This is a genomic window from Carnobacterium divergens (genome assembly GCF_900258435.1).
Classification (GTDB): Bacteria; Bacillota; Bacilli; order Lactobacillales; family Carnobacteriaceae; genus Carnobacterium; species Carnobacterium divergens_A.
This window is the reverse complement of the sequence record NZ_LT992558.1, coordinates 328209-346765: the sequence shown is the minus strand read 5'-3', so window position 1 is coordinate 346765 and position 18557 is coordinate 328209. Positions and strand designations below refer to the sequence as shown.

20 protein-coding genes, 1 tRNA gene and 1 pseudogene are annotated in these 18557 nt (G+C 35.3%); 9 read left to right on the top strand and 13 right to left on the bottom strand.

Annotated elements, in window-relative coordinates; translation table 11 throughout:
• From CDIMF43_RS13920 to CDIMF43_RS02175, 4 genes and pseudogenes are all read right to left on the bottom strand, one after another.
• Window positions 1-98: pseudogene (locus tag CDIMF43_RS13920) on the bottom strand (PTS transporter subunit EIIC); the annotation flags it as partial.
• A 24-nt stretch (window positions 99-122) separates the two neighbouring features.
• Window positions 123-641, bottom strand: a complete 519-nt coding sequence (locus CDIMF43_RS02185; protein WP_109841069.1) for a PTS transporter subunit EIIC — start codon at window positions 639-641, stop codon at window positions 123-125.
• A gap of 33 nt (window positions 642-674) precedes the next feature.
• Window positions 675-1505: a BglG family transcription antiterminator gene (locus CDIMF43_RS02180; RefSeq protein WP_074401309.1), complete on the bottom strand. Its 831-nt coding sequence runs from the start codon at window positions 1503-1505 to the stop codon at window positions 675-677.
• 44 nt (window positions 1506-1549) lie between these two features.
• Window positions 1550-2068, bottom strand: a complete 519-nt coding sequence (locus CDIMF43_RS02175; RefSeq protein ID WP_074401308.1) for a PTS sugar transporter subunit IIA — start codon at window positions 2066-2068, stop codon at window positions 1550-1552.
• Between the two features lie 747 nt (window positions 2069-2815).
• Here CDIMF43_RS02175 and CDIMF43_RS02170 point away from each other — a divergent pair.
• The 8 genes from CDIMF43_RS02170 (at window position 2816) to CDIMF43_RS13705 (ending at window position 7809) form a co-directional block, all read left to right on the top strand.
• Window positions 2816-3730 (top strand): PLP-dependent cysteine synthase family protein, encoded by a 915-nt coding sequence (locus CDIMF43_RS02170; protein ID WP_109841068.1) that lies wholly within the window; start codon window positions 2816-2818, stop codon window positions 3728-3730.
• 11 nt (window positions 3731-3741) lie between these two features.
• Window positions 3742-4887 carry a cystathionine gamma-synthase gene (locus CDIMF43_RS02165; protein ID WP_109841067.1) on the top strand — a complete coding sequence of 382 codons (1146 nt, stop codon included), beginning with the start codon at window positions 3742-3744 and terminating at the stop codon, window positions 4885-4887.
• A 12-nt stretch (window positions 4888-4899) separates the two neighbouring features.
• Window positions 4900-5538: a class I SAM-dependent methyltransferase gene (locus tag CDIMF43_RS02160; protein ID WP_074401305.1), complete on the top strand. Its 639-nt coding sequence runs from the start codon at window positions 4900-4902 to the stop codon at window positions 5536-5538.
• 18 nt (window positions 5539-5556) lie between these two features.
• On the top strand, window positions 5557-6021 hold the full coding sequence (locus CDIMF43_RS02155) for an S-ribosylhomocysteine lyase (protein WP_109841066.1): 465 nt from the start codon (window positions 5557-5559) through the stop codon (window positions 6019-6021).
• 141 nt (window positions 6022-6162) lie between these two features.
• Window positions 6163-6480 (top strand): DUF1622 domain-containing protein, encoded by a 318-nt coding sequence (locus CDIMF43_RS02150; RefSeq protein ID WP_227001276.1) that lies wholly within the window; start codon window positions 6163-6165, stop codon window positions 6478-6480.
• 107 nt (window positions 6481-6587) lie between these two features.
• The gene (locus CDIMF43_RS02145) at window positions 6588-6962 is read left to right on the top strand and encodes a GyrI-like domain-containing protein (RefSeq protein WP_074401302.1); all 375 of its coding nucleotides are present in this window, start codon (window positions 6588-6590) and stop codon (window positions 6960-6962) included.
• Window positions 6963-7100: 138 nt separating this feature from the next.
• Complete coding sequence (locus CDIMF43_RS13710; RefSeq protein ID WP_199198140.1) at window positions 7101-7433, top strand: serine hydrolase; 333 nt, start codon at window positions 7101-7103, stop codon at window positions 7431-7433.
• 7 nt (window positions 7434-7440) lie between these two features.
• The gene (locus tag CDIMF43_RS13705) at window positions 7441-7809 is read left to right on the top strand and encodes a serine hydrolase (protein WP_199198138.1); all 369 of its coding nucleotides are present in this window, start codon (window positions 7441-7443) and stop codon (window positions 7807-7809) included.
• Window positions 7810-7880: 71 nt separating this feature from the next.
• Here CDIMF43_RS13705 and CDIMF43_RS02135 read toward each other — a convergent pair whose 3' ends face one another.
• From CDIMF43_RS02135 to CDIMF43_RS02125, 3 genes are all read right to left on the bottom strand, one after another.
• Entirely contained in the window at window positions 7881-8150 is a 270-nt protein-coding gene (locus tag CDIMF43_RS02135; RefSeq protein ID WP_109841065.1) for a hypothetical protein, read from the bottom strand.
• Window positions 8151-8346: 196 nt separating this feature from the next.
• Window positions 8347-8419, bottom strand: a tRNA-Lys gene (locus CDIMF43_RS02130).
• Between the two features lie 145 nt (window positions 8420-8564).
• On the bottom strand, window positions 8565-9149 hold the full coding sequence (locus CDIMF43_RS02125; RefSeq protein WP_074401299.1) for a recombinase family protein: 585 nt from the start codon (window positions 9147-9149) through the stop codon (window positions 8565-8567).
• A 212-nt stretch (window positions 9150-9361) separates the two neighbouring features.
• Between CDIMF43_RS02125 and CDIMF43_RS02120 the strand changes: the two genes are divergently transcribed.
• The gene (locus tag CDIMF43_RS02120; RefSeq protein ID WP_109841064.1) at window positions 9362-10864 is read left to right on the top strand and encodes a helix-turn-helix domain-containing protein; all 1503 of its coding nucleotides are present in this window, start codon (window positions 9362-9364) and stop codon (window positions 10862-10864) included.
• Window positions 10865-10907: 43 nt separating this feature from the next.
• Here CDIMF43_RS02120 and CDIMF43_RS02115 read toward each other — a convergent pair whose 3' ends face one another.
• From CDIMF43_RS02115 to CDIMF43_RS02090, 6 genes are all read right to left on the bottom strand, one after another.
• Window positions 10908-13961 carry a hypothetical protein gene (locus CDIMF43_RS02115; RefSeq protein WP_109841063.1) on the bottom strand — a complete coding sequence of 1018 codons (3054 nt, stop codon included), beginning with the start codon at window positions 13959-13961 and terminating at the stop codon, window positions 10908-10910.
• Window positions 13958-14269, bottom strand: coding sequence for a hypothetical protein (locus CDIMF43_RS02110; RefSeq protein ID WP_109841062.1), 312 nt, complete (start codon window positions 14267-14269; stop codon window positions 13958-13960). Before CDIMF43_RS02110 ends, CDIMF43_RS02115 begins: the two co-directional genes overlap by 4 nt.
• A 9-nt stretch (window positions 14270-14278) precedes the next feature.
• Complete coding sequence (locus CDIMF43_RS02105) at window positions 14279-15511, bottom strand: DUF916 and DUF3324 domain-containing protein (protein WP_082985680.1); 1233 nt, start codon at window positions 15509-15511, stop codon at window positions 14279-14281.
• 49 nt (window positions 15512-15560) lie between these two features.
• Window positions 15561-16385 carry a WxL domain-containing protein gene (locus CDIMF43_RS02100; protein WP_074401295.1) on the bottom strand — a complete coding sequence of 275 codons (825 nt, stop codon included), beginning with the start codon at window positions 16383-16385 and terminating at the stop codon, window positions 15561-15563.
• Window positions 16386-16409: 24 nt separating this feature from the next.
• Window positions 16410-17588: a DUF916 and DUF3324 domain-containing protein gene (locus CDIMF43_RS02095; RefSeq protein ID WP_233218276.1), complete on the bottom strand. Its 1179-nt coding sequence runs from the start codon at window positions 17586-17588 to the stop codon at window positions 16410-16412.
• Window positions 17589-17719: 131 nt separating this feature from the next.
• Window positions 17720-18523 carry a WxL domain-containing protein gene (locus CDIMF43_RS02090; RefSeq protein ID WP_074401293.1) on the bottom strand — a complete coding sequence of 268 codons (804 nt, stop codon included), beginning with the start codon at window positions 18521-18523 and terminating at the stop codon, window positions 17720-17722.
• Between the last annotated feature and the right edge of the window lie 34 nt (window positions 18524-18557).

Genomic DNA, 18557 nt, shown 5'->3' with positions numbered 1-18557 from the left:
ACATCTGCTGCACCAAGTCGATTTAACAACCCAGCAGCAGGTAATACTGCGATTGGAAGCATTAACGCTTTCCCAATTTTTTGCATTTGATTTAACATGATTAAAATCCTCCTATTTAACTCTTATAAATGTGGAATAACAACGTTGGCAATAAATGAACCGATAAACAAAGCGACAACGCTGGTTACGATTGGAACGAAACGACGTCCACCAAAGAAAGCCAACCATTCTGGCATTTTGATGTTGTAAAATTTGTTATACAATACGCCAGCAACCATTCCCATGAACAATCCACAAAGGATAAAGAAGAGTTGGTCTAATCCTACTGAACCAAATAATTTAATCGGAGATGTTACTAGAAATGCTGTTTTAGGATCAACTAAGACTGAAAATGAAGACCCAAACACTAAGTAACCGACAGCTCCAGCTAAAGCAGAAGCACCACTGTGATCAAAGCCAATCCCAGTTGCTACAGAAATAGAAACAATTAACGGAAAGATCAATTTATAGGCATTAAAAATCCCTACAAAAGCACCCACGCCTGTTAGTGAAAGTGCCCAAAAAATTAATAACGAAACTACTGATACTGCAATATAAGATAAGGCAATTCCATATCTTTTTGCTAATGACTCTTTTTTCATTTTAAAATTCCTCCAAATTCAAACTTCTTTTACTCATGTTAAATTGCTTAGTCGCTCAATATGAATCGTGATATAGCCCAATTCATCTTCAGGTAAACGAATACCAAAATCCACAAGTAACATCGTAGAAACTTTTAATGCTACTTGGTAACTAAGGTGATACTTCTTTTTAATAATGGCTAATACATCTTGATCCATCGCATGATATTTTTTTGTATAAAATCGTTCTAAAACAAATCTTAAATGAGTTACTAAACGAGAATAAGACAAACTCATCTCCGAACTAGTGAAATCAATTGCTAATTCTTCACTTACCACACGAGCCATCTCTGAAACCATGGTGATTTCACGAATACTTTTATTATTTCCGTACTCACTTGTTCTAGCACTATGAATATGAATTGCAATATAAGCCGCTTCATCTAATGTAAAGGTAATTCCAAATTGCGTGGAAAGATACTCGATTGCCCATTCAGCGATTAAAAATTCTTCACTATACAGCACTTCGATTTCTTTACGCAATTTATTTTGAACAATAATGCCATTTTTCAGTCGATCCATTGCAAAAGCAATATGATCGGCTAACGCAATATGAATGTGTTCATTTAACTTCTCTTTTAAAATTGTTTCAGCATGTTTAATAATACGTTCTGATGCAAAAAAGTAGACTTCATCAATTTGAGACAACAATTGTTGGAAATTTTCTTGCTCGGTTTCCATCACAAACATTTGCTCAATGTCTCGTTCATGAACAAGGTCATTCTTTTTCTTATTGAACCCGATGCCCTTGCCGATTGCCACTTTTTCAATGGCGCCATCGGCAACAAGAACAGCGTTTTGATTAAATACTTTTTTTATTTTCATGTTGGATCATCTGCTCCTTCAGTTACTCCCTGAGAACACAACCTTTAGGCTTTAGAAACCACCATTGCAACTGTTTCACCAGCTACAGCTTCGCCACTTCCCTTGAAGTCATAGTTATAAGACTCAATATTGCCATTTGTTACGATTACTGGCGTAATAATGCTTGGAGCATTTGCAATTAAAAATTCACGGTCAATTTTCACTAGCGGATCGCCTTGTTTTACAACGTCTCCAACTTTTACTTGCGCGTCAAATCCTTTACCCTGTAAAGCAACAGTATCTAATCCAACGTGAACTAACACTTCTACGCCACTTTCTGATTGAATGCCATATGCGTGTAAGGTATCTGCAACTTGTACTAATGTCCCACCAATTGGTGCTACGATAACATTTGAAGTTGGTTCTACTGCAAAACCTTCACCCATCATTTTTTCAGCAAAAACAGGATCTGGTACTTCATTGATTGGTAAAATTTTACCATCTGCAATTGCAACTAATGCTTCACTCACACCTGCAACCTCGACTGCTGCTTCTTTTTTCTTCTTGTTAAAAAATAAACCCATGTTAAAAACTCCCTTCTTATTTGAACACTATAAAAAGGCACGACAAAAGGAATCCCTATTTGAGATTTTTTCAAAGCCCAATTAGCGAAGTCTTTTATCATGCCTAATACAACTTAGTCACATGAAAACCAATCAGACAAGTTGCCTGATTTCTAAATTATGGCTTAATTTTATGCTTCAAATCAGAAAAAATCAACTGTTTTTTTCAATTTAATTGATTTTCTAACCAAACTATCCTTTATTCTTTAATATGAAAAAAACAGTTATTAAAATGAATAAATATAATGTTAGATTGTCTTAAATAATCTAGTTGCAATCACTGTTTTCTTATTATAATACTTGAAACAATTTGCTTTTATTATACCCTTATCACATGAAAAAAAACATGTTTTTTGCTTAATTGCTTAGCCAAGTATATTAAGTAAAATCAGCTAAATCACTTCAAGGTCATTCTCTACCTAGACCAATTTAATTTTCCGTCTGTTACTAACCTTAAAATTAGACTTTTTTCGATTCAAAAATAACCCCTTAAAAAAAAAAGAAACGCTTCATCAAGAGAGCTACTAACCACTACAATTAAATAACTCTAATAAAAATGAATTTTTATACAAACAAGGAATGCAAACGATTTTAAATAACAAAATCTTTGTGTTGCTTATTTTTTAAAAGTGAACTATAATTCATATTAATAAATTTTTCATAGGATTCTCATTGTTTTACTAACAAATCAAAAGGAGTTTTTCGCAAATGCTTTTTCACTCAGTAAATGAACTTATTGGAAATACACCACTTTTAGAAATCAAAGGCTTTGATGTTCCTCAGGGGACTAAAATCTTTGCTAAATTAGAAATGTTCAATCCTGGGGGCAGTGTTAAAGATCGTCTTGGAGTAAAGTTGATTGAAGGTGCCTTAACAGATGGTAGCCTAACAACAGACTCTGTGATTATTGAACCGACTGCTGGCAATACAGGAATTGGGTTAGCTTTAGCTGCTCAAAAACACAACATCGCTGTTTTATTTGTGGTGCCTGAAAAATTTAGCGAAGAAAAACAAGCTTTGATGAAAGCTCTTGGTGCAACAATTGTTCATACTCCAACTAAGGACGGTATGGCAGGAGCCATCAAAAAAGCCGAAGCGTTAGCAAAAGAGATGCCGAATAGCTTTTTACCAAAACAATTTGAAAATCCTAATAACCCTCTAACCTATTATGAAACATTAGGTCCTGAAATTAAGCACGATCTCCCAACAACACCCATCACTTCCTTTGTAGCTGGTGCGGGAAGTGGCGGTACTTTTTCAGGAACTGCTCGTTACTTAAAGGAAATCGATTCCACTACTCGAACTTGTATCGTTGAACCAGTGGGCTCTATCTTAAATGGTGGTGCGCCTCATGGACATGATACAGAAGGAATTGGAATGGAATTTATCCCAGATTTTGTCGATCAAACCTTATTTGATGAAATTTATACGATATCAGACGAAGATGCCTTCTATTATGTTAAAGCATTAGCTAAAAAAGCAGGTTTATTTGTCGGAAGCTCAAGCGGTGCCGCGTTTTGCGCCTGTCTGAAAGAGGCGGCAATTTTGCCTGCCGGAAGTCACATTGTGACCGTCTTTCCAGATAGTAGTGAACGTTATTTGAGTCAAAAAATATATCGTTAGGAGGGTTTTCTATGAAAATGAAAACCAAGTTAATCCACGGCGGAATCAGTCGTGACAACTATACAGGAGCACTTAGTGTGCCGATTTATCAAGTTTCTACCTATGCTCAAAAGGAGCTAGGCGGCGAACCAGAGTACGAATATTCTCGTTCTGGGAACCCAACTCGTTTTGCGTTGGAAGAATTGATTGCAGATTTAGAGGAAGGAATTAAAGGTTTTGCCTTTGGATCAGGTTTAGCAGGCATCCATACTGTGTTTTCGTTATTTGAACAAGGCGACCATTTGATTGTCGGCGACGACGTTTACGGTGGTACATTCCGCTTACTGAATGGCGTAATGAAGAAGCAAGGGCTTGAATTTACCATCGTGGATACAAGTGACCTTGCTTCTTTAGAAAAAGCTTTAACTCCATCAACAAAAGCCATTTATTTAGAAACGCCAAGCAATCCTCTTTTGAAAATCACGGATATCGCAGGTGTGACTGCCTTTGCTAAAAAAAATAATTTAATTAGCATTGTTGATAACACCTTTGCAACGCCTTATAATCAACGTCCGTTAACCTTAGGTGCTGATATTGTGGTGCATAGCGGAACGAAGTATCTTGGTGGACACAGTGACGTGGTGGCTGGATTGGTTGCAACTAATCGTCCTGAAATAGCAAAGGAAATCGGTTTTCTACAAAATGCAATCGGCGGCGTATTAGGACCTCAAGATAGCTGGTTGTTGCAAAGAGGGATTAAAACGCTAGGAATTCGCATGGACGAACACCAAGTCAATGCCTTGAAAATTGCGACCTTTTTAGAAGAGAATGCCCATGTCGCAAAAGTTTACTATCCGGGACTAGCTTCCCACCGAGGACACGCGATTGCTAAAAAACAATCAACAGGCTTTAGTGGAATTATTTCCTTTGAATTAACGCCAGGCTCTTCTGCCAAAACCTTCGTTGAAAGCTTACAAGTTTTTACACTTGCTGAAAGTTTAGGTGCAGTAGAAAGTCTTGCAGAAGTCCCTTCTATTATGACCCACTCTTCCATACCAAAAGAGCTACGAGAAAAAGCTGGCATCAAGGACGAATTGATTCGACTTTCTGTTGGATTGGAAGATATCGACGATTTAATGGAAGACGTGAAACAAGCGCTGGCGCTTGCTTCACGATAAGAGGATTTCATTATGGGAAGAGAATTTTTAACTGTTTTTTCAGAATGGGCAACCGATTACGATACCTTTGTTGAAGGAAAGGATCCAGCTTATCAAGCTGTTTTTAAGAACTATAAAGAAATTTTAAATCAAGTAGTTCGCCGTAGTGGGGACTCTGTTTTAGAATTTGGAATTGGAACTGGAAATCTAACAAGCCTTTTATTAGCAAGTGGCAAACGGGTTTTTCCAATCGAACCTTCTTTAGAAATGCGCCAATTAGCAAAAGAGAAATTACCTGCTGATTTCGTTATTTATGATGGCGATTTAGAGGAGTATCCTCGCCCTACTTTTCCAATCGACACTATCGTTAGCACTTATGTTTTTCACCACTTAACAGATTCTGAAAAGCAACGTGCGTTGAAAGATTATTATCACCAATTAACAGCTGATGGAAAAATTATCTTTGCTGACACGATGTTTGAAAGTACTCAAGCGTATCAAAGCGCCATTGAAAATGCCGAAATATCGGGATTTTATGATTTAGCATCTGATTTAAAGCGTGAATACTATCCCTTAATTTCAACTATGAGAGACGCTTTTCAAAAGGCAGGCTTTACCGTTTCATTTGAACAAATGAACGACTTCGTTTGGCTTGTAGAAGCACAAAAATAACTACTGGAGGTAACAATCATGGAAAAAATGAATGTTGAGAGTTTTAATTTAGACCATACAAAGGTCAAAGCCCCCTATGTTCGTCTTGCTGGAAAAAAAGCAGGCAACAATGGAGATATCATTTATAAATACGATGTGCGTTTTAAGCAACCCAATAAAGAACACATGGAAATGGCAAGTTTGCATTCATTAGAGCATCTAACTGCTGAGTTGATTCGCAATCATGCGGACTATATTGTTGACTGGAGTCCGATGGGATGCCAAACTGGTTTCTATTTAACAGTCATTAATCATGATAACTACAATGAAATTTTAGATGTTTTAGAAGCAACGATGAAAGATGTTTTAGTGGCTACAGAAGTTCCTGCCAGCAATGAAATCCAATGCGGTTGGGCTGCAAGTCATACATTGATAGGCGCTCAGGAATTAGCGGAAGAATTTTTAGCTAAACGAGCAGAATGGGAAATTGTCTTTGCATCATAATTAAAAAACAGCCAAATGAGCCTTTTAACATTCATTTGGCTGTTTTTATTTTGTACTTTTCCAGTCAATCATAGTACACTAAAATTATCTAACACATTAGAAAGGATTGTGAACACGGTGGAATTCAAAGCATTATTAGAAATGCTAATTTTAGTTTTAAATACCTTATCCATTTTAGTCATTGTTTGGGGTGTATTATTAGCGATGATAGATTTTACTAAAACAATCATCTTCCCTTATTCAAGAAACGATACCGTTTACCGCAATAATGTGATCAAAAATCAATTAGGCTCTTATATTTTATTTGGTTTAGAAATTTTGATTGCTGCAGATATTATTGAATCCATTTTAAACCCAACATTAGATGATATGATTATGTTGGCATCGATTGTTGTCATTCGAACGGTCATTTCCTATTTCTTAACAAAAGAAATTGAATCTAACGAAAAAAATGCTTAGTTTTCAATGTTCCATGTGTAACATGTCTTTTTTTTAAAGGATGACAGATAGTTGTCAGCTTTTAAATGCTAAACTAACCTTATCAATTAAAGGGAGTGACAAACACAATGAGCAAAACAATTCATGGGTTGAAAATCAGAACAACGAATCAACAACTCCATCCCATTCTCGACTTATGGAGCCGCGTTCCAAATATGGAACTCAAAGGCGCTATCTATGCTGTTTATTTTAACTATGAGAGTGATTTCACTGGCGGTTATGATCTTTTAGTAGGAAATGAAACAGCAAAATTTGAAGAAACCATTCTACTAAATGATGGGAATTATCTAGAAATCCCTGTTAAAACTGCTTCGCCATCAGGCGTCGGTGAAGCTTGGCAAAAAATTTGGCGCGATGCAAAGATAAACCAAGTTCGTACCTATCAAACAGATTTTGAATATTATGCTGAGGATGGCAGCATTAAAATTTTCCTTTCTATATAGAACCTAAAAACCGCCATTCATAATTTTTGACTAGTGGTTTTTAGATTTTTTTAATTCATTCAACGCAAAAAGTTAAAATGAATAGCGTATAGTTCACATGAAAGGAAAAAATCATACCGCGCTTTAAAGGAGGAAAAAATGAAAAATAAAAAGTACCTAAGTTTGCTACTCATAACGCTGGGAATTGCGTTGGTTGTCGGAGCTGTTTTAAAACCTAGTAAAGATGTGGCCAAGACAAAAATAGACACTACGTTACAAAAAAAGGATGCTCTCAATTTTGAAAAATTAGAAAAAAAGTATGAGGCTACGTTAGGTGTTTATGGATTAGATACCGAAACGAATAAAGTAGTCGCTTACAACGAAAATCAACGATTTGCCTTTGCATCAACCTATAAAGCTTTAGCAGGCGGTTTAGTATTAAATGAATCCTCTTGGGATGAATTAAATCAAACCATTTTCTTCACGCTTTGAGACCGAATTGAACGAAGCTACCCCAGGTGATATCAGAGATACTAGTACACCAAAAGAAATTGCGCTAGACTTAAAAAAATTAGCTATTGATCACAAACTTCCAACAGACAAACTAGAATTTTATAAAAAACAGCTGATAGAAAATACTACTGGAAGTAAGCTAATACGTGCCGGTGTTCCATCAGATGTGATCGTAGGCGATAAATCAGGAGCTGGTTCATACGGGACTCGCAATGATATTGCTGTGTTGTATCCGCCCAATAGAAAGCCTATCGTTTTGGTTATTTTTTCAAATAAAGAACAACAAGAAAGTGACTATAATGATGAATTAATTGCTGAAACGGCTAAAATTGTTAGTGATGATTTCAATTTATAGATGGCTAAAATAGGAACCGCAAAAAAGACAAGCTCTGTTGAATTAATACATTCAACGGAGTTTGTCTTTTTTTAATTAGTTGAGTAAAGTATTACTTTCCCATTAAATTCATGTGCAATTTCGTTTTTTGTTCCGGTCACTTTTCCTTTGCTTTTAAGATCCAATGTAGCAAAATAAAAAGTAATGGTTTGGTCTTTTTTTAAAATCATTGTAAAATAAAAGATTATTTTTTCTTCATTAGAAACGATAAATACTGGTGAAAATTGAACGGCTTCTATCCGGATACCTTCAGCTAAATTTAAAAAATCAAATGTCGTTAATGTCGTTCCCTCCTGCTCCATTCATGAACTCTCCTCTCTCGTTAAAACTAAATTATATATGCGATTACTTTATCAAGATCTACAAAAACGATTTATTTACAGGTTAATCCTATTCGTCTTTAGTAACTAGTAGATTGAGTTAGACGTAAAAAGGCGCATAAACATTGGGTATATCCTTCATCCAAATGTTTATGCGTCTTGTAGGAAAATTAAATTATGGGCTGTGGGGGGTTCGAACCCTCGACCCGCTGATTAAGAGTCAGCTGCTCTACCAACTGAGCTAACAGCCCGAAAAAACTTGTCTTATCAAAACTAATTTTAACACCATTTTATCTATTTCGCAAACTTTTTTCTGATGGTTCTATTATTTTATACGATATGTCGTTTCTATTTTCAAAAGCAAGTTTTTTCTATTTATCGCTGTTTATTTTCTAATTAACTCGTCAACAATTTCTTTTTTTTCCGTGAAATGGAGTTTTTTTTGCAATGTGTATAAATCGTTTGTTTGGACAATTGACACTCTTCTGAAATCTCATCAATACTTAATGAAGTAAATTGGTACAAATTTAAGGCATGATTGATTTTTTCAAATTGAACGGGTCTCCCTAAAGTAACACCTTTTTCTTTAGCTGCTGAAAGTCCCGCTAAAATTCGTTCTCGTATCAAGTCTGCTTCCATTTCAGCAAAAGCACTCATGATGGTAAACATCAATTTCCCCATCGGTGTCGATGTATCAATATTGTTTTCAATGCTAACAAAATTAATCTTTTTTTCTTCAAACATCTCCATCAACGTCAGTAATTGCTTGGTTCCTCTTGCTAAACGATCCAATTTAAAAATAACGAACGTGTCACCTTCTTTAAGAAGCTTTAATGCTTTATTCAGTTCACTTCGCTCTCTTTTTCGGCCACTTTCATACTCTTGAAATAATTTATCTACACCGTATTTCTCCAACGCACTTTGCTGCGAATCAAATTTTTGATGTTGCGTACTCACACGCATATATCCAATAACCGCCATTTTCAGTTTCAACTCCTAATCCCTTTTTAATATTTCTGATATCCCTATACTAGCATTAATTTATTTCCAAAACTTATCCAAAAAGAATACAAACTAGGTCAAAAATGTAAAATCGCTTTTTTTACCGCAACTCTCGTATTGAAAAAAAAAAACCAGTGTTGTATGCTCTAATCTATAAAATCATTCGTTATAAATGAAGAGAGGCACAGTAAATGATTCCCTTATTTGACAAAGGAAACAAAAGCAGATTTTTGCTATTCAAACACCTTTTATATAAAAATCGTTCTTGCTCATTGATTGAGCTTTCCCATAATACCGCAATCTCAAAAAATTCAGTTTTAAAACATATCGACCAAATTCAACTTGACCTAAACACCTTCTACCCGTCAAATGAACTTGCTATCCTAAAAAGTAAGGAAGGCTTTCGTCTGTTAAACAAGACACAGCTTCCCACTAATTTTTTAGTGGATCAAATCAAATTATTTTATTTGCAAAAGTCATTGAAATATCAAGTGCTCGAGGAGTTGATTATTCATGGTGCTTCTTCTGTCGAAGCCCTAAGCGTCAATCTGTACATCAGTATCCCTAATACGTATAAGAAATTGAAAGAGCTTGAACCCATTCTTGAAGAGTTTCATTTAACGATAAAATTTGGGACTAAACTAACCAGTAATTTAATTGGTGCTGAAAAAGATATTCGTGCTTTTATTTTTTACTTCTTTTGGAATGCTTACAAAGGGATTGAACCTTTTCGTGATTGCAACGAGATTGACACTACCCATCTAAAACTTGATTATTCTGAGACCATTTTAGAAAAACACTCTGCCCTTAATCGAATGTCTTCCCTTATTACCTTATGTTCATGGCGGATTAAAGACAAGGGCACTTTGATTGATTTGGACCCAGAAATGCAACTGATTTTTCAACAGTTTTCACGTATAAATGATGTTTCTCCTGATTTAGAACATTCTATTCCGACTCTGAATTCAACGCATTTAGAAAGAGAAAAGCTTTACTTTAATTACATGGCGCGACTCCATGTAGGCAACCTTGATTCTCCCCAGCAAAAAAGACAAATCGCTTTGCTTCTTTTAGAACTTGATACAAAACTCATCAGCTTAAGCAAAGAACTGCTTGAACAGTTTATTGACTACTTTAATCTAGAACTTACATTTGATGAACGTTTATTTTATTTTTATTATGTTGTTTCTCTTCAACTCTATCTTTTTTATGTTGAAATCTATCCTGAAAAATTAATGTTAACGCCTATTGCGATTCCCGACACATTAACAAATGATGATTATATAAGCAGCATTAGTCGGGAAATCAAGAAATTTTGCCAACAATTTTTACAAACGACTGCCTTCAAAAAAGAATTTACTTTTGACTCTCATTTAGCTCCTATTGCTCATTCAATGTTTTATTTTTTATTGGAATTTAAACATTCTTTTAAATTAAAAATCTACATTCAATACTCTAAGAAAAATTATGGAGAAGAATTAATTGAATCCAAGATTTTTCAATTGTTTTCAAGAGAACATTTAGACGTCACCTCAAAGATTAGTGAAGCTGATTTTATTATTTCAGATAGCTACGAAACAAATCATTATGATACTCCTCTTTTTTATATAGAAGATATTTTCAATCCTCAAATTTGGAAAGTTTTAATAGACAAAATTCAACAATTGCTTTTTCTTAAATCCTTTAATAAGTAAAAAAACGAGAGAAACAGCTAGTGTTTCCCTCGTTTTTTTCATTTTATGGTGCGTTTTCCAGTGTATAGGAAATGCTTCCTTGATAATCATCTGCATAGATACCTGGATTGACTTTTAATTTCAGTCCTTCTTCAAGATTGGAATCAAAAGAGATTTTTGTCACTTGACTTGTCGTATCTAATTGTTTATATATCACTTCTTCACTCTTATTCAATGTGATGTCTTTTTTATCTTTTGTTTTGAAAATAAAGTTTCCTGGCAATGGTACTTTGTGATTTTTTGCTGTTAATTCTTGCACTACACTCGCCTTGATTTCCCATGGCTTACGTTCCGCTTTATTTCGTGTGTCTGAAATTTCAAAGTATAAATTGTTCGTTAATCCTTTGCCATCATCAATCAGTTGCGGTTTGTAAATTTGAGTATTCGAGTTAATCTTCAGTTTACCAAAATCAACTGTTGAAGTATGTTTTGTAAAATTGATACTTCCGTTAAAGATATAATCTACAACGGTTCCATTTCGATTGAAAATACCACTTTCATTCGCAGGCGAATCTGTTAACACATATCCTTTAGATTCAATTTCTTCTAGAATCGTAATCACATCATATTCTAAAAATAAATTATAAGGCTCATTCGTTTTTCCAATTAATTCATATGGCGTATAACCAACTATTGGTTGTCTATCACCATCTAAGAAATTTACTGTTACAGTAGCTATTGCTGGAATGATGTTAATTTTCTTAACTGGTTTTTCTGCTACTGGAAGTTCAAAGTCTTCTTTAACACTATCTCCAGAAGTTCCTTTGATTGTTGCTTCGAATATTAATTGTTGATCTACTAATTCATCTAAATCAATCACTTGTCCTGCAAAATGTAGATTCAGTGTCTCGCCTGCTACAAAACTTGTTGGGAATTGCGCTTCTAATTGATTTAATGTGGCGTTGAAGCTAATCGTTCCTTTTGTCCCATCCTGCTTTGTAATGCTTAAATCTTTGAGTTTACTTACATCTATCACAGTGGCATCAATTGGCACTTGAATGACAGAATCAATTAGTTGTGAATATTGAGTAGTCATATTCATTGCTAAATCAAAGTTAAAATCTTCACCTGGTGAAAGAGTAGTCCGTTCTTCAGCACCTGTTTTCACTGAAATAGTTGAATTAAATTTAGGTTTTGGTGCTTTAAACTTAAAGATTTTAGAATAGGTTGATGTATTTATCCCTTTACTCGAGGATAGGTAAACTCGAACCGTGTGATCCCCTGGTGCAACTAATGAAATTGGAATTTCAAAATCTTGTGGCAAGCCAACTTCTCCTAATGTTTTGTATGAAACGGGATAGTTTTGATACGCACCACCGTCAATACTGTATTTAATTGTATTGATGCTCGTTCCATCTTCATAATTACGCCAAGTTCCTTTTATCACGCCACTATTATCATCAGTACTGTAATAAGCATCGTTTTCATCTAACTTCAATTTTGGTAAGGTAGAGACTGCTTCCGTAGCATACGCCCATGAATTCGTCCTTGACTCACCAACCGCTAAGTCTTGTGGGTTCCATTTCATACTGATTGTTGCATTTGTATTGGTTGCTGTATTTTCATTAATTTGAGTATTTGGAGCAATGGCGTCACGTTCATCTCCCTCTGAATACAAATCCGTTGGATTCTTAAAACCATTCATAAATTTTGTAATATCTCGATTTCCATCTCTTGATTTAAATGATTCTGACCAAGCAGCCCATGAATCGGGTCCATCTTCACGGTAATTAGGATAAATTTCAGCCCGGTGCCCACCTTCTGTTGCTGTCCCAAAAATTCCTTTGTTATTCCCCATGTATTGTATTACCCCTGCTTTTTTCGTACCAATTGCACCTAGATCTGTAGTGATCTTTGCCGTTCTAAACTCAGGGGTATAATTGAATCCTGTCATCAAACCAGGAATCGTGCTGTCGCCAATATTCGTATACGTATAAACAACATTGACAACGTCTGTTTCAAAGTTAGGAATATAGGCAATTGTTACATGAAACTTATACGTACCAATTGTTACATCATACGCAAACTTACGATCAAGAGCATTCGCTTTTTTGTATACCTTAAAGGTATTTATATCTACGTTGCTCACTTTCGATTCATCTGAAGGATAGCCAATCTGATTCTTTGGTCCTACTGAAATTTCTTGTAGCGTATTGATGTCATTGTTAACGGCTACTACAAGCCCTAAGGATTTAAAATCAGTCTCTCCATGAATACTCGTACCTTCAGTACTATTTACAGTTATACTTTTACCAAGAAAACCACTGACTGTGCCTGGAACATACCAAGCCACAGAATTCGTCTTAGATTCATCTCTTGAATGATACTGTATTCCAGGTACATCCACTCTAAAAGCTCGTATTTGCTCTTCTATAGTTGGATCTGCTGTCGTTCTATTTCTTCCGCCACCCGGGTTTAAGCTTGTTATTAAGGCTCCTTTAGGCAACAAGGCTGAACTGAATATCTCACTTTTTTGATTAAATATCCATGAACCAAAGCTCTTTGAAGAAATATCATCCCAACCTGTCAGATCATCCAGTCGATTTAAAGACAACATTTGTGGCGCTTCTGCAAAGGTTGTCAATTCTTCGTTTTGTACTGAATCTGCTTCTTCATATTTTGTCTCACTTTTTTCGATTGCATTCACTTCAAATAGAACTGACTCTTGTTTTTCAACTGTGGAAGCGATATTCACTTGATAGGTTCCAACAGTATTAGCTTTCAAACTAAAGGTGATGGCGTCTTCTGATGCTTGCTCTAACGTTAATTGTCTTGTCTTTTCAGAATAGGTCATTCCAGTTAATTCTTTTTCAGGTGCAACCCAATCAAGTTCTTTTGGAAGTTCGACTACATATCTCCCCTGATTTAATCGGTCAACAGTTACATTAAAGGGCTCTTCAACTGCCACTTCTTTTGCTTCATCGTTTTTATTCGTTGCAATCGTCACACTTGGTAGTTCGGATTGAGCTAAAATAGACTTAACTGGCAACTCTATTACTCGTTGACCTAGTAAAAGCAACACTACTAATGCAACTGGAAAAAAAATCCGTTTTTTCATTTTTCAACCTCCTTCTTACGCTTCTTTTTACGTTTCCCAGATTTAAATAACACGATAAATAGTAACATTAATTGACACATCATCAAAAAGAAAATCACCATCGTAAGTAAAAAGAGTGCATGTACTTCATTTAATTGGCTACTCATCCCAATAATCAACACTGTAAACAGAAAACCACTCATTAAAATGCCAACTGTTAGTATGGAATTAGATAGAATCTTTTTAGCTTTAGAAAAAAGATAAAACCCAATAAATAACAGGCTAAAAAGCAAGCCAAATATAAGATAGATACCCGTTAATGCATTCATGAAACATGATCACTCCTTTCTTTTAATTTTCGATTTTTTAGAGGATGCTTTTATCCGTTTTTTCTGATTCAATTGTTGTTTTTTTCGATTTAAATCTTGTTTCTTTTGAACTTCTTTTGTCTTATCAAAATGATTTCTGGCAATAATGACTGCCATCAATAAAATAAGAACTCCCAGCAAGCCAATTACGACATATAGCCACCAGCTGATTGTAGGTTCATCTAAATCAACCGCTTGATCATTTATTTTTTTTGCTTCTTTTTTTGTAATTGTAAAAGTTTCTTCAAATTCCCACTTCTTATTCAGTTCACTTGGCTCTCCATCAATTGCGTGATTTTCGATTAAAGCTTTGACGGTATAGTTTCCCGCCCGCAATGGTTGATTGTTCCAATCAATCCCATAATCAAAATTAGAATTAGGAGCCATTTTTAACCCTTTTTTTGTTGAGCTGATTAACTTTTTTTGACTTCCTTTTTGATAAACAGTCATTTTCACTTCAAGATCTCGCATTAATGTCTTTGCAGGATTTTGCAAGTTGATTGTCACGCCGGTATGTCCATTAACAGAATTCGCTTTTATTTTTTTTTGATCTAATTTAAGGTCTGGCATCACTAATTCATCTGTTTCTCGTAATTGAATACCAAGAGAATAAGCAAATTTATTTTTAATTTGTACACCTTTATCTGAAGCAGTTTCTTTTACTGTAGTCTCTTGCTGTGTAAATCGTACGCCACCTAAAATAATTCCATCAAAAGATTTCTCTGGCATTGTTACTTGCATTTTATAAGGCAACTCTGATTGTGCTGGAACCTTAATTTCTTTTTCACTCGTTATCAGACTTGGTAAAGGCATTTTTAAAGAAGAGTCATATTTAATTTGATTGACATCTATTTTTTCTGTTGATGTGTGCTGATTATAATTCTTTGCTAGCTCTTTTGCTTTTTCTAAATTCCAGCTGTAATCAAGAATCCCATTTAAATTAGTTATAGCTGCATTAACACTGGCTTCAACAATGATTTCTTGATCTGTATTGTTACGAATCATTACCTCAAGCTCTTGAACTTGATTCGGTTCCATTTTCAAATCAAAATAGGTTTGATTTTTATCTAATTGATTATCAGGATGAATCGGTCGAATGGAAAATCCTAAACCTTGTTCATTTGCCTCTCCAATCATAGGAAAACTACCCGCTACAAATAAAATCATGAGTATCTGTATCCATTTTTTAATGCTTTTATTCACTATATTTCCCCCTATTAATGGTGCCTCAATTACGCTAGTATTTGTTATTTTACTTTGGTGCTGCTGTTAGTTCCCATGTCAAATCTGAAGTATATTGAACATTCTTTTCTGCTCCAGCAGATGGTGGAACTGTCAAGACTATATTTGAATTTAATGTGTCCTTTGTCCAAACGCTTGGCTTATCACTACTTAAAGTTCCCGTATAAAGCTGATTAAAAACTACTCTTGTTCCCGCTGCTCCTTGACCTGAAAATGCTGTTAAAATATCTTTAGGTGCTGGTATCGGATTTAGTTGGGTTCCACTAGTCTCAATAACAATATCTCCATCTGCTTCATGAACATCGTAACGACCATCAATTACTAATTCTCCAGGATCTGGGTCAGCCGTATTATAGACCTGTTTTCCCATTAAAAAAGTAATTGTTGCGTTTTTTAAAATCTTTTGACTTGTTTCAGGGGTATTTCCTACAAACGGACTTGCTGATAAGCTTACTGTCCATCCTGCTTTTGAACCTCTTGCGTCTTCTACTGCTAAAATGCTAGGCATATACTTTGGATTATTCTTCCCAGTGTCTTTTTTATCGTAAAACAACATACTTTTTGCAAAGTAGGTTTCTTTTTTTGTTGAAATTTTTTGTTCCCCAAAATCAAAAGACGGTGCATAAGTAATCGCAAGCGAACCTGTGGGTTTTACTCCCTCTGGTTGAGGAATAATTAGTTCCCCAGCAGCGTCATCTGGTCGAACGATATCTCCCGTAACTTCACCTTCTGAAAAAATCACTTTACTATTTGTTGTCGGTGCAGCTAAGACAGTCATTTCAGGAGTGAGCACTATTCCAATTGCGATTATTCCTACCATACTTGTTAACTTCATTTTACTTCCCCCTACTGCTAAATCTTACTCGTTTACTTTTTTAGACTTTCTTTTTGCATCCGATGCTGCTCTTTGTTTTTCTTTTTGTGCGCGTCTTCGTTTACGTGCCCGTGCTTCTTCTTTTCGTTTTGCTTCTTTTTTCTTATCAATATAACGCTTAATCAAATATAAAATTAACAATAATAAGAATGCAATTCCTAGACCAATTAAGACATATACCCACCAAGGAGTCGGAGCGACTTCCAATTCCACAGCTTCTTTATTTAAGACCTCTGCTTCTTTTTTAGTGATAGTAAATTCTTCGTCCCAAGACCAATCTTTATTGTAGTCTTCTGAATGAGCCGTTACTTTTGCACGATATTTACCAGCTTTAAATTCTTGATTTTCCCAACTCACTCCGTAATTAAAGTTGGAATTAGGGGCCATCTTTAAGCTTTCTTGTTTTGATTCATGCAACACTTCTTGGCTGCCTTTTTTGTAAATTTTTGCATCCACGGTTAAATTACGAATATAAACCGGTTCAGTATTTTGAAGATTGATTCCAAGTACATTGCGGTAATTAACTTGCTTAGGTTTAATTTTCTTTTTATCTAATTTCATGTCCGCTACTAACTGGCTTATGTCTTCTTTTTCTCTTAACTGAATCCCCATTACATAAACGTATTTATTTTTTATTTGAACGCCACCATCACCTGCGTTTTTCTGATTTGTATCTTCTTTTTGTTGCAAGTAAATCCCACCAGCAATGACTCCTTCGATGGGTTCATTTGGCATTTTCACATGAACTTTTACAATTTTATCTGATTTAGCTGGTACAACAGTTTCTTTTTCAATAACAGCAATTTGCGATAAGGGTACTTTTAAAGTTGAATCGGCTTTTGGTTTACTGAAACTATAGTCAACCACTCCATTGTCGTTTGTAACAGCAGAATTGGCTGAGGCTATCATCGTTAAATCCTTATCTGTCGAATTGCGTAACACGACTTCTAACTCTTGTTCTTGACCCGGTTTCATTAGTAAATCAAAATAAGATTGATCTTTATTGATTTGGTTATCAGGTAAATTAGCAGATATTGAAATACTAGTTGGTTCGGATTTATTTGCATCCGACTGTCCATCGGCAACTGCCCGTTTAGGTTGTATGCTAAAAGTGGAACTGATGATCGCTAAAGCGATGATTACTATGGATAGTTTATTTTTCACTGTTTTGTCTCCTTGTATTGATACTTTTATGAAACGGGCCACTTATTATATAACACAAGATTTCCGTCTGAATACGTATAAAGAATGGACACAATAATGTTGTCCATTCCTCTTTTTAGTTTAACAAGTGTTTATGCTTCAGGTGTTAGGCTCAATGCCCATGTCACTGTTGCTTCATAAGTTTGAACTGCTTTAACAGTTGATCCTGGTACGTTTAATTGAACATCATCAAAGGTATCGGTTTCAGCGTATACCTTATCTCCTGTGTAAGCACTGTCCATTACGTACGACGTCAATGCATTCCCTTTTCCGTTCTTAGCTGATAAAAGCTCTGTTGCTGTTGAAGACAAGACAACTCCTTTTTTCCAGTTTAAACCGTCAACATTCGGTACTGCCACAAGACCAGATCCATCTGTTGCACTATCTGCTGCAACCACACTGTTATAGACTTTAGCGCCTCCGCCAATTTTGATTGTTGCGCCAGCTAATTCTGATTTATCTGCTCCAATAAAGTTAGACATAGACACATTTAATGCCCATTTAGCATCTGCATTCGAACGACCAGAGGTATCTGAGATTTGAACCAATGGAGGCATTAAACGGTATTCATCTACAGAATCAAGTTTTTTTAATTTTGTTATTTTTGCTGAATAATCTCTTGTTTTTGTTGTTAATTCTTGCTCACCAAAATTAAACTTAGGAGCACTTACAATCATCACTTGACCTTGTCCACCTGGTTCATCTGGACCTACAATTACTGGTGGTTTTGTATCTGGAACCGTCACATCGTTGTCCCCTTCACTTGGGACATACTTTACACTTGATTTTGGTGCAGCTGGTGTTCCTACAGTTGTTTCTGCTGCTAATGCTGGCGCTGCTACGCTTAATAATGTTGCGGTTGTGATTCCTACTACTGCTAATTTTGTTAATTTCATGATGGTTCCCCCCAAATTTCTTTTTTATTTTTAT

Excerpts from the sequence above, each read along its gene's own strand:
- CDIMF43_RS02185 (WP_109841069.1), bottom strand. The coding sequence starts at position 641 with ATGAAAAAAGAGTCATTAGCAAAAAGATATGGAATTGCCTTATCTTAT.
- CDIMF43_RS02180 (WP_074401309.1), bottom strand. The coding sequence starts at position 1,505 with ATGAAAATAAAAAAAGTATTTAATCAAAACGCTGTTCTTGTTGCCGAT.
- CDIMF43_RS02175 (WP_074401308.1), bottom strand. The coding sequence starts at position 2,068 with ATGGGTTTATTTTTTAACAAGAAGAAAAAAGAAGCAGCAGTCGAGGTT.
- CDIMF43_RS02170 (WP_109841068.1), top strand. The coding sequence starts at position 2,816 with ATGCTTTTTCACTCAGTAAATGAACTTATTGGAAATACACCACTTTTA.
- CDIMF43_RS02165 (WP_109841067.1), top strand. The coding sequence starts at position 3,742 with ATGAAAATGAAAACCAAGTTAATCCACGGCGGAATCAGTCGTGACAAC.
- CDIMF43_RS02160 (WP_074401305.1), top strand. The coding sequence starts at position 4,900 with ATGGGAAGAGAATTTTTAACTGTTTTTTCAGAATGGGCAACCGATTAC.
- CDIMF43_RS02155 (WP_109841066.1), top strand. The coding sequence starts at position 5,557 with ATGGAAAAAATGAATGTTGAGAGTTTTAATTTAGACCATACAAAGGTC.
- CDIMF43_RS02150 (WP_227001276.1), top strand. The coding sequence starts at position 6,163 with ATGCTAATTTTAGTTTTAAATACCTTATCCATTTTAGTCATTGTTTGG.
- CDIMF43_RS02145 (WP_074401302.1), top strand. The coding sequence starts at position 6,588 with ATGAGCAAAACAATTCATGGGTTGAAAATCAGAACAACGAATCAACAA.
- CDIMF43_RS13710 (WP_199198140.1), top strand. The coding sequence starts at position 7,101 with ATGAAAAATAAAAAGTACCTAAGTTTGCTACTCATAACGCTGGGAATT.
- CDIMF43_RS02135 (WP_109841065.1), bottom strand. The coding sequence starts at position 8,150 with ATGGAGCAGGAGGGAACGACATTAACGACATTTGATTTTTTAAATTTA.
- CDIMF43_RS02125 (WP_074401299.1), bottom strand. The coding sequence starts at position 9,149 with ATGGCGGTTATTGGATATATGCGTGTGAGTACGCAACATCAAAAATTT.
- CDIMF43_RS02120 (WP_109841064.1), top strand. The coding sequence starts at position 9,362 with ATGATTCCCTTATTTGACAAAGGAAACAAAAGCAGATTTTTGCTATTC.
- CDIMF43_RS02115 (WP_109841063.1), bottom strand. The coding sequence starts at position 13,961 with ATGAAAAAACGGATTTTTTTTCCAGTTGCATTAGTAGTGTTGCTTTTA.
- CDIMF43_RS02110 (WP_109841062.1), bottom strand. The coding sequence starts at position 14,269 with ATGAATGCATTAACGGGTATCTATCTTATATTTGGCTTGCTTTTTAGC.
- CDIMF43_RS02100 (WP_074401295.1), bottom strand. The coding sequence starts at position 16,385 with ATGAAGTTAACAAGTATGGTAGGAATAATCGCAATTGGAATAGTGCTC.
- CDIMF43_RS02090 (WP_074401293.1), bottom strand. The coding sequence starts at position 18,523 with ATGAAATTAACAAAATTAGCAGTAGTAGGAATCACAACCGCAACATTA.